The organism is Chryseobacterium barbadense (assembly GCF_042849955.1).
GTDB lineage: Bacteria > Bacteroidota > Bacteroidia > Flavobacteriales > Weeksellaceae > Chryseobacterium.
Genome location: NZ_BAAFHL010000009.1, coordinates 32,499 through 46,296, shown reverse-complemented (window position 1 = coordinate 46,296; position 13,798 = coordinate 32,499). Strand labels below are relative to the sequence as shown.

Sequence of the window (13,798 nt, the reverse complement as noted above, 5' to 3'; positions counted from 1 at the left end):
AATGATAAAATGTTACACTATTTAAGATTAAAATATTAAATTTGATAGAACAATAGGTTATTATGAAGTTAATTGAACTCGCTAAGGAATTAAATATTTCGGCCGAAGCTATAAAACGATTCATTCAGGATTTTGATCTTGATTTGGGAGGATGTATCAGTACCAATTTTGAAGTGAAGGAGGATTTTGAAAAATTTGCCCGTGAAAATGCAGATTTTTTAAAACTGTACGAAAAAGACCTCGATAAAAATAAAACCCTGGAACAAATTGCGGAAACAATCAATCAGCCTAAAGAAAAGATAGAAAAGGCTATCAAAGAGGATCATTCCAATATTTTTGATAACGGGCTTTTCAGGTCATCAATTTCAAGCTATGGGATTGATAATAAGCTAGGCGGTAATTATAAATTTGTCTATGATTATTTTGGGCATAAGACAAGCCTTCAACAAAGAGATTTTATAGGTTACAGAGATTTATTCTTTTATATTTCCGGTGTATTAGAGCCATTCTTAAATCCACAGCAGATCAAAGACTGGGGGATTCATAAGCCGGCCGGGATTATATTATATGGCCCACCCGGAAGCGGTAAGATATTCTGGGCGAATAAAATTGCGGAGATCATCGGGTATAAGTTCAAGGAGGTGAAGAAACATTATTTGGGAACATCATTTATTGACGGGACTAAAACCAGTTTCAACGATTTTCTGGTCAGCATGATGAAGGAAGACAAAGTGCTTCTTTTTATGGAAGATTTTGATGAAATTATGATGGAAAGAAGTGCAGAAACAGATGTGGCGTCCTGTAACCTTGAAACCCAGGAAATCATTCTTCATTATATCGGTAAATTTGAGCAGGAAGATCTCTTAATGGTCGGTTCTGCCAATTCGGTATCAGAAATAGATGAGGAAATTCTTGCACCGGGAAGATTTGATGTGATTATTCCTGTTTTCCCGCCTAATGCTTCTGAACGTTCTGAAATTATTTTATATGCAATGACGAAAGAACTTCAGGAAGACTCTTTGCTATATAAAATCCTTAAAAATAATAAAGCAGATAAAATACCTTTCTGGCATGGGATTTCATCACAAATGAAGGCCTTTAGCAATACGATGGTGATAGATTTTACCCAAAGCCTGAAAAAGCGTATTAAAAATTTATACGCACGAACCAGAAATGAAAAATTAAAAATTGATCAGGCTCTTTTGAATGGAGCCCTGAGAGATGCCGCTGCCAAACTTACGGAAGAATACCTTGATCAGATTGCCAGATTTCTGAACGATGTTATCGTGAATAATTATGATGATTTCAAACACAGAGTTGCCGCTTTGAAAAATGAACTTGATGCTTATAAAGTGGTGGAAATCCCACGAAGGGCCATTGGTTTTCAGCATAATGAGGAAGAAGATCAGAAAAAAGACAAAGATAATTCTCAATAATTATTACCCATTACCTATTACTCATAATTCACATTGATCATTATGAACAGCATCTGGGAGCTTGAAACTTTTTACAGAAAGCGCAATATTATTATTGTTGGGGCCGGTTTCACGGGATTATGGATCGCTGTTTCCATCAAGGAAAAATATCCTGAAAAATCGGTTTTAATTATTGAAAGAAGCTCAATTCCTTTAGGTGCATCAACAAGAAATGCGGGTTTTGCCTGCTTTGGAAGCCTTACCGAAGTTATTGCCGATTCCCAGAAAATGGGTTGGGGAAAAACACTGGATTTGGTAAAAATGAGGTTTGAAGGGCTCAGGAAAATTCAACAGTATTTCAAACATGATGAAATTGATTTTGAATTAACCGGAGGGTATGAAATTCTGAATAGTGAAGAACCTTTACATCAAATAGCTGAGGTTAATGAAAAACTGGCTGCCATCACCGGAGTTGAGAGAACATACTTTCTTAATCAGGATAAAATACAACAGTTCGGGTTAGGGAAATCTGATTTTTTAATTGAAAATTCATGTGAAGGAAGTCTGCATTCAGGAAAATTGATGCAAAAACTTTTAGAAAAATGCCATGAATTGAAAGTAGAATTTCTTTTCGGAACAGAAGTGAAAAATAGTGTTGAGAGCGCACATGGAATTGAAGTTCAGATTTCAGATACACTTTCAGTTGACGCAGATCAGCTTATTTATTGTACCAATGCTTTCAGTTCAACATTTTTGGAAAAAGAAGAGATCATTCCGGCTCGTGGACAGATTCTTTTGACGGAGCCCCTCGAAAATTTAAAACTTCGGGGAACTTTCCATTATGACGAAGGATTTTATTATTTCAGAAATTTGGGAAACCGTGTTTTATTAGGCGGTGGAAGAAATAAAGACTTTAAGACAGAAGAAACCACTGATTTTGACACCACTGCATTTTTACAGGATCATTTGGAAAACTTTCTGAAAGAAGTTGTTCTTCCCGGTCAGGATTTCAAAGTTGCTCACCGCTGGTCCGGAATTATGGCAATGGGATCGGAGAAAACGCCCATTATAAAACAGCTTTCCGAAAGACAGTTCTGTGCAGTCCGACTTTCCGGAATGGGAGTGGCTTTAGCTCCGAAAATCGGGGAAATTGTTATGGGAATGATTTTATAGTTTAAGTCTCGCAGATTTCGCAGATCTTAAATGCCTGGAAATTAATTCTTTTCCTACCAATCGAAAATTTCATTTGTTAATTATTCAGAATTAAATTCATGACGAAAAAAACCGTACCTAACAATTAATTCGGATTCTAAAATTAATTTCATTTTTTCATGGTTAATTCCTTTTTCCAGTTGTATGAGTATTTTTTCAGATAACCAATTATCACTTTGACTAATGTCTTTAAATAAATTCATTTTATGAAACAATTTATTTAATTGGAATAATAAAGAGTTTCGTTGACTAATAACTAAATTATATAAAGTAAATATACCTTAAAATATTACTCACTGCACATTATTCATTACTCATAATTTTATCCGTATTTTTGCAAAAAAGAAATATTCGTGATTAACAACGACCAGATAAAAGAAGTTCAATCCAGAATTGAGGATTTACATAAATACCTTCAGATCGAAAAAAAGAAGATCGAAATTTCCAATGACGATGAGAAAACGGCAGCTCCTGAATTTTGGGACAATCCGAAAGAAGCAGAATCATTTCTGAAACAGCTTCGTTCCAAGAAAAAATGGGTGGAAGATTATGAAGAGATCAACAGCCAGTTTGAAGACCTTCAGGTATTGGCGGAATTTGCCAAAGAAGATCCTGATTCTGAAAAAGAATTAGACGAAACTTTTCCACAGTTAGTAGAAAAGATTGAAGATTTAGAATTTAAAAACATGCTTTCCAATGAAGGAGATGAACTTTCTGCAGTACTACAGATTACAGCGGGAGCGGGAGGAACAGAAAGCTGTGACTGGGCTTCCATGCTGATGAGGATGTACACCATGTGGGCGGAAAAGCAAGGCTATAAGATCAGGGAACTGAACTTCCAGGAAGGTGATGTTGCAGGAGTAAAAACAGTGACCCTGGAAATTGATGGAGAATATGCCTTCGGATACTTAAAAGGAGAAAACGGAGTTCACCGATTGGTAAGGATTTCACCATTCGACAGTAATGCAAAACGTCACACAAGTTTTGTTTCCGTATATGTCTATCCTTTGGTGGACGATACGATTGAAATTAACATCAACCCGGCCGATATATCATTTGAAACCATGCGAAGTTCCGGAGCCGGTGGACAGAACGTAAACAAAGTGGAAACGGCAGTACGTCTTCGCCACGCTCCTACGGGAATTATCATTGAAAACTCAGAATCCCGTTCGCAACTTCAGAATAAGGAAAAAGCTATGCAGTTGCTTCGTTCAAGGTTATATGAAATGGAACTTGAAGAACGTATGAAAGCCCGAAACGAGATCGAAGCCAACAAAATGAAAATAGAGTGGGGAAGCCAGATCAGAAACTATGTGATGCATCCTTACAAATTGGTAAAAGACGTTCGTTCCGGTCACGAAACCTCAGATGTGGATGCCGTAATGAACGGAAATATCACCCCATTTCTGAAAGCATTTTTAATGGCAGACGGAACAGCGGTTTCGGATGATGATCTGGATCTGTAAAATATCATAGCCTGGAATTGTTAAAAACTTATAATTAATTTTTGTATCAGGTTTTTTAGGCTTATTTTTGTTACTCATCAATATTTATGGAAGATTTCAATAGTTGGAAGGATTTACTGAACCCTGAGTTTTATATCAAAATGGGTGGGTTCTGGCTTATTTTATTTATTATTTTTGCTGAAACGGGTCTTTTTGTGGGATTCTTTTTACCCGGGGACTCCTTATTATTTGTTTCGGGAATCTATGCGGTGGAAATTATCAAAGAGACTTTTGGCTCTACAGGGAGCGATTTTTTAGATACTACCATTCTGGCGGCCTGCGTTTCTTTAGCAGCAATTATTGGAAACGAAGTAGGATATTATTTCGGATTAAAAACAGGTCCGGCTTTATACAAAAAGAAAGATACCACATTATTTAAAAAGAAATACCTATATCAGGCACACGATTTCTTTGAAAAACATGGTGCGTTGGCAGTTATAATGGCGAGGTTTTTACCGGTGGTAAGAACTTTTACCCCTATTGTTGCGGGTATTGTGAAAATGGATAAGAAAGAATTCTTAAGAGATAATATTATAGGAGCTGTTTTGTGGTCATTCTCTTTAATTTATGCTGGCCATTATTTGGATAAAGTGTTCAGAGATGAATTTGGAATTGAATTAAAATCCAAACTGGAATACATTATCATTGTGATTGTATTGATCACCACACTTCCGGTGATCATCAAATTCCTGTTTGGGAAAAAGCAGGATTTCTCTAAATATGAGGATCAGAATTTTGATTAAAATATCTTATATAAGTAAATAACCTGCTAAAATGCAGGTTATTTTTTTATCCAGTCCAGAATATTTGGATAGATGATACTGTCTCTCTTCTTTTTGCTGAAAAACCTTGGTGCATGGCCAGCTCCTTCCATAAAAACCAATTTATGCGGGACGTTCTGTTGAGTCAATGCAGAATCTAACGAAAGACCCTGTTTTTGATTCACCAGAAAATCCCTATTCCCCTGAAATAATAGAGTAGGAATATTACTGATATTGGCAATCGGGCTTGCTTTTTGAAATTCTTCAGATAAGTTTTTACGATTGAATTTTGTTCCCACAGCCCTTTGAATTGTAGGGGATGAATATTTTGAATAAAATGAATTCAGGTATTCTTTAGAAAAAAAATCAGTAGGCCCGCTCAGGGAAATAATTTTCCTGATCTGATCAGCATGTTGATATCCGTAAAGTAATGCCAAATGTCCACCTGCGCTTTCACCGAGAAGGATATAATTATTGGGTTGTAATTCGGCTTTCTGAGCCAGTGAATTGAATTTTTCAATAGCCGAAGCAATATCCTCCAACTGCTGTTTATAAGTGACTTTTTTTGAAACCAGGCGGTAATTCATATTAATGCTTGGAATATTATTTTTAAAAAGCATTTTTTGAATATGAATCATATGTTCTTTTCTGCCGTATTTCCAGGCGCCACCATGAACAATAAGAACTACAGGAGATGTTTCCAGATAATCGGACGGCAAGAAAATATCCATTTTCTGCTTCTTATGTTCTCCATATTTTAGATTATAAATTTTTTGTTCATTGTTGGTCCCTACCCAAACCCTGAACCTTGAATTGCATGAATTCAAAATGAATCCTATGCATCCCAAAACAAAGAAGTGGTATCTGAGTACGAGCTTTTTCATTGATTAAAAATACATAAAAATGAAGAATTATGAATGCTTGTAGAAATGACTTTTAACCGTGTATTATAATTCCTTAAAAAGCTATATTTTTTATACCTTTAGTCTTGTAGGGCTTGTAAAGACGTTGTAGGTCAACCCATAGAATTAAGCTTTACTCTTTTTCTATTAAATCGGGGTACAATCATATCGGGAAATCAGATTAAAACCTTATTTTTGCCGTACTTAACACTTATTAAAAAAATATTAAAATACTATGGCATCTGGTTTTTTTGCGATTTTGGACGATATTGCCGCTCTGATGGATGATGTGGCAGTTACAAGTAAAATAGCAACTCAGAAGACGGCAGGGATTTTAGGTGATGATTTAGCCGTAAATGCAGAAAAAGCAACCGGTTTTCTTTCTTCCCGCGAATTGCCGGTCTTATGGGCAATTACGAAAGGATCTTTCATTAATAAACTTATTATTCTTCCCATTGCTTTCCTGCTCAACTGGCTCTATAAGCCCGCAATAGAAATTATCCTGGTTTTGGGAGGACTTTACCTCGCTTTTGAAGGCGTGGAAAAGATCATCGAATTTTTATTCCACCGTTCGAAAAAAGGGCATGAAGTTATTGAAGAAAGCCAGGTTGATGAAGATGAACCCGTTTCTGAAAAGACCAAAATAAAGTCTGCCATAGCAACCGATTTTATTCTTTCCATAGAAATTGTAATCATTGCTTTGGGAACAGTTATTGAGGAAAACCACCCGTTACTAACACAAATTCTCACCGTAACTTTTGTAGCATTTATAGCAACCGTAGGAGTGTATGGAATTGTAGCTCTTATCGTAAGAATGGATGATGCAGGTTTCAAGCTGATTAATAAAAGCAATGATAAAGGATTCTTCTCCAAATTGGGACATTTATTGGTAAATGCATTACCTATTATCATCAAAATATTAGGAATTGTAGGGACTCTTGCTCTGATCTTGGTCTCAGGAGGGATTTTTGCTCACAATATCTCTTACCTTCACCATTTCCTTCCCACATGGCCGGATATGATCAAAGAATTTACTTTCGGGATCATTGGGGGATTAATCGCTGTAGCATTATTTACTGTAGGTAAGAAAATATATTCAGCAGTTCTTCGTAAATAATCGAGTTTTGGTTAAGGATTTTATTTTAAACGCAAATGATGGTCGCAATATTAGTAAAAGGATCATTTTTTAGAACGCAAAGGCACTCTGTTCAGCAATTGACAACAAAAGCTTTATCATTAGTTGAGTGAAACGCCGTTGCGAACGGAAAAATATAGGCAGTAAAATTTAAAGACCTTTGCTTACATCGTGTTTAAATAAAATTGTTCTGTTTTCTTAACCCGAACTCAGGTTAAATAATAAGTTTATAAATAATAAAGAATACATCGGCGCGGGAGCTTTGCTCCCGCACCGAACTTATTACAAAAAAAAGAGGCTTTAATAAGCCTCTTTTAAATATATTCTTAATTGAATAAATCTTTCACTTTATCAAAAAAAGTTTTTTCTTTTCCGGATGGCTCTGCCACCATTTCTCCGCTTGACATCTGCTTTTCGAAGAATTCTTTCTGTTCTTTCGTAAGCTTTTGAGGGGTCCATACATTAATATGGATGAACATATCGCCTTTCCCATAGCTGTCAATGCTTGGAAGCCCTTTTCCAGCCAGTCTTAAAATCTTGCCGGATTGGGTTCCCGCATCTACGGTAATTTTCACTTTTCCACCTACCGTAGGAACCTCTTTTTTAGTTCCCAAGGCCGCTTCTGCAAAAGAAATATATAATTCCTGGTGAAGATTGTCACCTTCTCTTTTAATGACTCTATCCACTTCCTCTTCGATGATCACTAAGAGATCTCCCGGAATACCACCAAAAGGAGCATCATTTCCTTTTCCTCTCACATTAAGCTGGATGCCGTCTCTAGCTCCTGCCGGAATATTAATGGTCACTTCTTCTTCATCCTTGATCAGACCTTGTGCATTGGCGCCGGCCGGAATTTTATCGGCTACTTTTCCGATTCCCTGGCAGGTTCCACAGGTAGTCTGGGTCTGCATTTGTCCAAACATCGTATTCATTACTTTGATCTGAACACCGGAACCGTTACAGGTAGGACATGTTTTTGAAGTGGCACCTTCCGCCATTTTCATTTTCTTTACTTTGATGGTTTTCTGGGTACCATTCACCATCTCTTCAAGGTTCAGCTTGATTCTTATCCTAAGATTGGAACCTTTTACCTGCTGCTGATGCCCTCCGCCACCAAATCCTCCGAATCCGCCACCAAAATGACCACCGAAAATATCTCCGAACTGGCTGAAAATATCTTCCATATTCATTCCCCCGCCGAATCCGCCACCGAATCCTCCATTTCCACCTACTCCTGCATGGCCAAACTGATCGTATCTTGCACGTTTTTGGTCATCGCTTAAGATTTCATAAGCTTCTGCAGCTTCTTTGAATTTTTCTTCGGCTATTTTATCTCCCGGGTTTTTATCAGGATGATATTTGATCGCCATTTTTCGATAGGCCTTTTTTATCTCATCGGCTGATGCGGATTTGCTTACTTCAAGAACTTCGTAATAATCTCTTTTTGACATGATCTTATAATTGATTACTGATAAATGATAACAGACATTCAGAATGGTATAAGTGAGATCTCATCAATTATCACTCATCATTTATCATTATTAATATTAGTTTCCTGTTACTACTTTAGCAAAACGAATAACCTTGTCATTCAAAGTGTAACCAGTTTCAATAACATCTACAATTTTCCCTTTCAGGTCCTCTGAAGGGGCTGGAATCTGGGTAATGGCTTCGTGAAAATCTACGTTAAAGCTGTCTCCGGCTTTTACTTCCATTGCTTTTAGTCCTTTTTCATTAAGTTTCCCTTTAAACTTCTGATAGATAAGTTCCACTCCCTGTAGATCTGCAGAATTTCCGTTCTTGGCAATTTCTTTTAAAGCCCTTTCAAAATCATCCAATACTCCTAGCATAGAAATCATCATATCCTGGTTAGCATACTGGAAAAATTCCATTTTCTCCTTGGATGTTCTCTTTTTATAATTTTCGAATTCAGCATAAAGACGAACATAACGATCTTTTTCTTGTGCCAAAAGTTCCTCTGCTGTCGGCTCAACTGTCACATTTTCTCCAGAAGTGTTTTCATTCTGAATGGTGTTCTCTTCTTGCTTATTGATGTTTTCTTCGTTGATATCCTGATTTTCCATATTCAATAACTATTTTACAGAATTGTTTGTCAAAGATTCTGCCAAAGAAAAAATCAGGACATTAAGTCAGAAAATTTGTTCGGGTGGCGAAAAAGTCACTGGTCAATGGTGAATAGTCAATTTTTGGATATGTTATAAATTCACCATTCGCTATTATTTATTCTCCGAAAAAAGTCTGGAATAATAAGTACAAATTTAGGATGATGATAACGAAGGAAATGGCCCACACACAGCCTTTCAGGAAAGGTTTATTTACAAATTCACCCATTTTTGCTTTATCACTGGTGAACATCACCAGCGGAACCACTGCAAAGCTAAGCTGCATGGATAAGATGACCTGGCTTAAAACCAATAGATCAGTTGTGCCTTTTTCACCGTAAATAATAGTGACAATTAAAGCCGGAATTACGGCGATAAGTCGTGTGATTAATCTTCGCAGCCAAGGTTTTAACCTGATATTCAAAAAGCCTTCCATTACAATCTGCCCCGCAAGAGTTCCGGTAAGGGTTGAATTTTGCCCTGAGGCCAGTAAAGCAATCGCAAAAGCAATACTTGCCATAGAAGCTCCTAAAATAGGGGTTAACATTTTATAAGCATCATGAATGTCTGCAATATGCTTATTTCCGGTGGTATGGAAAGTTGCAGCTGCAAGAATAAGAATGGCTGCATTAATGAAGAATGCAAGCAGTAAAGAAACGGTACTGTCTAATGTAGCAAATTTAATGGCCTCTTTTTTTCCTTCCCGGTCACGCGGGTAATCACGGGTTTGAACAATGCTGCTATGAAGATACAAGTTGTGCGGCATCACGGTAGCCCCTAAAATTCCAATGGCTATATAAAGCATGGCAGGGTTCTGAATGATTTCCTTTTGAGGTACCAATCCTCCTAGAATTTCATTAAAAGCGGGTTTTGAAATAACAATTTCATAGACAAAGCAGGCCAGAATAATGAAAATAAGACCACCCACAATACTTTCTATCCATCTGAAACCTTTTGCCTGCATAAGAAGTATAATAAGAACATCTATAGTTGTAATCACAATTCCCCATGTTAATGGAATATGGAATAATAAGTTCAAAGCAATAGCAGAACCAATAACTTCGGCCAGATCACAGGCTGCAATGGCAATCTCACAAAATACCCATAAAATAAAATTGGTGGTTGGATTGAAATGATCTCTGCAAGCCTGCGCTAAGTCTCTTTCTGCTACTACGCCAAGTTTTACAGACAAATGTTGTAATACCATAGCAAAAATGTTGGAAATAAGGATAACGGAAAGCAGCGTATACCCAAATTGAGCACCTCCTGCAATATCCGTCGCCCAGTTCCCGGGATCCATATACCCGACGGCAACCATGAGACCGGGGCCGGCAAAGGCAAGATATTTTCTCCAAAAAGTAGCCTTTTTAGGAACTTTGATAGAGGAATAGACTTCTGATAATGAGTGTGAAGTTCTTTCTTTCCTCCAACCTTCTTTTATATTGAAATTCATAAATGTTAGAAATGACTAACAAATTTAATTAAATAAATCAAAACGCAAAATATAAAATGAAAATCCCGGGAAATATTTTTCCCGGGATTAATTGTATATCGATTCTGAAAGACTATTTTGCGAATCTAACAGCCATTTTTCTGTCAATAGCTCTTTCTGCATCAGAAGCAGAAGCATCTACAGTGGCAAATTTACTTCCATATCCTTCAGCTCCTAAAACCTGAGCTCCCACTCCAGCTTTCGTTAAAGCTGCTTTAATAAAGTCAGCTCTGGCCTGAGATAATTTTACGTTAGAAGCTTCATTACCTGTCTTATCTGTATATCCACCGATTTTAATTTTAGCATCCGGGAATGCTTTCAAAATAGCCACCAAATTGTCAAGTTGTCCTTGAGAACCTGCTTCTAATTCAGTAGAGCTTCCCATTTTAAAATTAACATGGTCAAAATCATACCATACATCTTTCAAAGCATTATCGTCTGCTGCATTTTTATATCCGTCAGATTTAAGGAAAGAAATCATTCTGTCTTCCATTCCGCCTTTGTATCCCTTCAATGCTACACCGTTCAGGTCGATATTCTCGTCAACCTTTGTTGTCGTAGCCGTAGTTGCTGCAGTATCCATAGTGGAAACCGTTGCTGTATCAGAAGATACTGTTGCAGAATCCGAAGTTGTGGTTGTTGTGGTTGTTTCTTTCTTATTGCATTGTTTCCACAAGAAATATCCTGCTGCTAATAGCAATAAAAGAGGTAACAACCATTTCCAGATAGAGCCGCCACCGTCATTATTGTTTCTGTCAGGATAAGTTCCCGTAGGAGTAGTACTTCTCGTTACTTCAATTTTAGGTTCTTCGTGAGAAGTTACATTGATTTTGTCATTGTCATTATCGAACTTATATCCTTTTGCCCAATCACCAAGATTGAGAGAAGCTAAAGAAAGTCCTGCAGGCAATAACGTAGAAATAATACCTTTCTGTTCACCTAATAGATTTGAAATACCGGATTGTCCTAAGTTATTATCAGCAGCATATTTTCCAATGGAGCCTAACGTAGCACCTGTCACCAGATTCAATAAAGAGCTGGATGAATTGTTGCTGATTCCTGCATAGGTAGCAATTGTATTAACTAATCCATTTACTTTGTCACCAAAGATAAGGGATAATATATTGCTTATCCATGAATTATTATTCTCAGATCCTCCTAATAGATTTCCCAGTATGCCGCTTGATGAGGCGTTGGTAATGGAATCCAAAACCGCGGGATTATCAGAATTGTTGGCTAAACCACCCACAACTGCAGGTAACAATCCACCAATTGCTTTTGAAATACCGGATTCACTTTCTCCAAGCTGTGATGCTGCCTGAGAAACTAGAGCGGGACCTAATTGTCCTTTAATTAAATCAATGACGTTTAAAGACATAATAAATTTATTTTAAAATTAATGTTGACATAAATTTAAACAAAAAATAGTCCAAATACTATTTTTTTTAAAATATTTGTTAAAGTCATCGAATTTTTTTTGAATAATTAGTAAAATCTATCGTGGGATTTTATGAATAATGCCCGTCTGTCAGATCATTTACAGAGATGATCTCTATCTCCCGAGTTATCCAAATATTTGTTGAAATGTTTTCGTTAAATGGAGATTTAATTTCCTCCTAATAATCCATATTAAAAAAACATCCCGAATATTTCTCAATATTCGGGATGTTTTTTTAATATTTTGAATAAAGATTAGTATGCTTTTGCAAACAATACCCTTCTTTTAGACGGTTTACCCGAAATAAGAGAGGTTCCTTCTTCAATATCATTATCTAAAGGAATACATCTGATAGTCGCTTTAGTTTCATCTTTAATCTGCTCTTCCTCTTCCTCGGTACCATCCCAATGGGCATAGATAAACCCTCCTTTTTCCTCCAGAACTTTTTTAAATTCTTCATAGGTATCCACCTTAGTAATGTGATCTTTTCTAAAGTTATGTGCCTTATTGTAGATATCTTTCTGAATCGTGTTCAGTAATTCTTCAATATAAGAATCCAGTCCTTCAATAGAACGCACTTCTTTGGTAAGGTTGTCCCTTCTGGCGATTTCCACTGATTTGTTCTCCAGGTCTTTCGGCCCGATGGCAATTCTTACAGGAACTCCCTTCAGTTCATATTCTGCAAATTTCCAACCCGGTTTATTCTGAGTATCATTGTCGAATTTAACGGAAATTCCTTTTGCTCTCAGTTTAGCCTGAATATCCAATGCAACCTCACTGATTTGGTTTAATTGTTCTTCACCCTTAAAGATAGGTACAATAACTACCTGAATAGGGGCCAGGGTAGGAGGTAATACCAATCCGAAATCATCAGAATGGGTCATGATCAGGGCTCCCATTAAACGGGTGGAAGTTCCCCAAGATGTAGCCCATGCATGTTCAATTTTGCCTTCTTTGTTGGTGAATTTCACATCAAACGCTTTGGCGAAATTCTGTCCTAAAAAGTGAGAGGTACCAGCCTGAAGCGCTTTTCCATCCTGCATTAATGCTTCGATACAGTAAGTTTCATCCGCTCCTGCAAATCTTTCAGAAGGGGTCTTTAACCCTTTGATAACAGGAATCGCCATGAAGTTTTCCGCAAAATCAGCATATACATCAATCATTTTTTCAGTTTCTTCAATTGCTTCATCCTTTGTGGCATGAGCCGTGTGGCCTTCCTGCCATAAGAATTCGGCAGTTCTTAAAAACAGGCGGGTTCTCATTTCCCAACGAACTACATTCGCCCATTGGTTGATCAGAATTGGTAAATCTCTGTAAGACTGGATCCAGTTTTTATAGGTATTCCATATGATGGCTTCTGAAGTTGGACGAACGATAAGCTCTTCTTCAAGCTTGGCGTCCGGATCTACAATAAGTTTCTGAGGATTGTTGGGATCGGTTTTTAATCTGTAATGGGTGACCACCGCACATTCTTTAGCAAAACCTTCTGCATTTTTTTCTTCAGCCTCAAATAAGCTTTTGGGTACAAAAAGCGGGAAATAAGCATTAACGTGACCGGTTTCTTTAAATTTTTTGTCCATTTCATCACGCATTTTCTCCCAGATGGCGTAGCCATACGGTTTAATCACCATACATCCACGTACCCCTGAGTTTTCAGCCAGATCTGCTTTTACAACTAACTCGTTATACCACTTGCTGTAATCTTCGCTTCTTGAGGTTAATTTTGCCATTACGATTTTAACTTTTATATGTTATTGTTATCTAAAAATAAAAATCTATTTTTGATAGATTTTTATGACCATTATTTGGTATATT

11 protein-coding genes are annotated in these 13,798 nt (G+C 37.0%); 5 read left to right on the top strand and 6 right to left on the bottom strand.

Translation table 11 applies throughout. The features are described from left to right. Positions 1 to 62 precede the first annotated feature (62 nt). From ACGHIN_RS06250 to ACGHIN_RS06235, 4 genes are all read left to right on the top strand, one after another. Entirely contained in the window at positions 63 to 1,436 is a 1,374-nt protein-coding gene (locus ACGHIN_RS06250) for an ATP-binding protein (RefSeq protein ID WP_390451836.1), read from the top strand. 42 nt (positions 1,437 to 1,478) lie between these two features. After that, positions 1,479 to 2,588, top strand: a complete 1,110-nt coding sequence (locus ACGHIN_RS06245) for an NAD(P)/FAD-dependent oxidoreductase (RefSeq protein WP_390451835.1) — start codon at positions 1,479 to 1,481, stop codon at positions 2,586 to 2,588. Positions 2,589 to 2,980: 392 nt separating this feature from the next. Beyond that, a complete protein-coding gene (gene prfB / locus ACGHIN_RS06240) occupies positions 2,981 to 4,093 on the top strand; it encodes a peptide chain release factor 2 (protein ID WP_390451833.1) in 1,113 nt (370 codons plus the stop codon). A gap of 86 nt (positions 4,094 to 4,179) precedes the next feature. Further along, entirely contained in the window at positions 4,180 to 4,875 is a 696-nt protein-coding gene (locus ACGHIN_RS06235) for a DedA family protein (RefSeq protein WP_390451832.1), read from the top strand. A 38-nt stretch (positions 4,876 to 4,913) separates the two neighbouring features. Here the strand turns inward: ACGHIN_RS06235 and ACGHIN_RS06230 are convergent, their stop codons facing one another. Further along, positions 4,914 to 5,777, bottom strand: coding sequence for an alpha/beta hydrolase (locus tag ACGHIN_RS06230; RefSeq protein ID WP_390451831.1), 864 nt, complete (start codon positions 5,775 to 5,777; stop codon positions 4,914 to 4,916). A 253-nt stretch (positions 5,778 to 6,030) separates the two neighbouring features. Here ACGHIN_RS06230 and ACGHIN_RS06225 point away from each other — a divergent pair, with 253 nt between their 5' ends. Continuing rightward, complete coding sequence (locus tag ACGHIN_RS06225) at positions 6,031 to 6,912, top strand: DUF808 domain-containing protein (protein ID WP_390451829.1); 882 nt, start codon at positions 6,031 to 6,033, stop codon at positions 6,910 to 6,912. Between the two features lie 344 nt (positions 6,913 to 7,256). On the opposite strand, the gene dnaJ is transcribed toward ACGHIN_RS06225, so the two are convergent. The 5 genes from dnaJ to proS all read right to left on the bottom strand — a co-directional run bounded on the left by dnaJ (position 7,257) and on the right by proS (position 13,713). Continuing rightward, a complete protein-coding gene (gene dnaJ / locus ACGHIN_RS06220; RefSeq protein ID WP_390451828.1) occupies positions 7,257 to 8,381 on the bottom strand; it encodes a molecular chaperone DnaJ in 1,125 nt (374 codons plus the stop codon). A 96-nt stretch (positions 8,382 to 8,477) separates the two neighbouring features. Beyond that, the gene (locus ACGHIN_RS06215) at positions 8,478 to 9,014 is read right to left on the bottom strand and encodes a nucleotide exchange factor GrpE (protein ID WP_390451826.1); all 537 of its coding nucleotides are present in this window, start codon (positions 9,012 to 9,014) and stop codon (positions 8,478 to 8,480) included. 157 nt (positions 9,015 to 9,171) lie between these two features. Beyond that, positions 9,172 to 10,506, bottom strand: a complete 1,335-nt coding sequence (locus tag ACGHIN_RS06210; RefSeq protein ID WP_390451825.1) for an Nramp family divalent metal transporter — start codon at positions 10,504 to 10,506, stop codon at positions 9,172 to 9,174. 112 nt (positions 10,507 to 10,618) lie between these two features. Continuing rightward, entirely contained in the window at positions 10,619 to 11,923 is a 1,305-nt protein-coding gene (locus tag ACGHIN_RS06205) for an OmpA family protein (RefSeq protein WP_390451824.1), read from the bottom strand. Positions 11,924 to 12,237: 314 nt separating this feature from the next. Next, the gene (gene proS / locus ACGHIN_RS06200; RefSeq protein ID WP_390451822.1) at positions 12,238 to 13,713 is read right to left on the bottom strand and encodes a proline--tRNA ligase; all 1,476 of its coding nucleotides are present in this window, start codon (positions 13,711 to 13,713) and stop codon (positions 12,238 to 12,240) included. Between the last annotated feature and the right edge of the window lie 85 nt (positions 13,714 to 13,798).

Coding starts and splice junctions, on each gene's coding strand:
- ACGHIN_RS06250 (WP_390451836.1), top strand. CDS start 63: ATGAAGTTAATTGAACTCGCTAAGGAATTAAATATTTCGGCCGAAGCT.
- ACGHIN_RS06215 (WP_390451826.1), bottom strand. CDS start 9,014: ATGGAAAATCAGGATATCAACGAAGAAAACATCAATAAGCAAGAAGAG.
- dnaJ (WP_390451828.1), bottom strand. CDS start 8,381: ATGTCAAAAAGAGATTATTACGAAGTTCTTGAAGTAAGCAAATCCGCA.
- proS (WP_390451822.1), bottom strand. CDS start 13,713: ATGGCAAAATTAACCTCAAGAAGCGAAGATTACAGCAAGTGGTATAAC.
- ACGHIN_RS06245 (WP_390451835.1), top strand. CDS start 1,479: ATGAACAGCATCTGGGAGCTTGAAACTTTTTACAGAAAGCGCAATATT.
- ACGHIN_RS06225 (WP_390451829.1), top strand. CDS start 6,031: ATGGCATCTGGTTTTTTTGCGATTTTGGACGATATTGCCGCTCTGATG.
- ACGHIN_RS06205 (WP_390451824.1), bottom strand. CDS start 11,923: ATGTCTTTAAACGTCATTGATTTAATTAAAGGACAATTAGGTCCCGCT.
- ACGHIN_RS06230 (WP_390451831.1), bottom strand. CDS start 5,777: ATGAAAAAGCTCGTACTCAGATACCACTTCTTTGTTTTGGGATGCATA.
- ACGHIN_RS06235 (WP_390451832.1), top strand. CDS start 4,180: ATGGAAGATTTCAATAGTTGGAAGGATTTACTGAACCCTGAGTTTTAT.
- ACGHIN_RS06210 (WP_390451825.1), bottom strand. CDS start 10,506: ATGAATTTCAATATAAAAGAAGGTTGGAGGAAAGAAAGAACTTCACAC.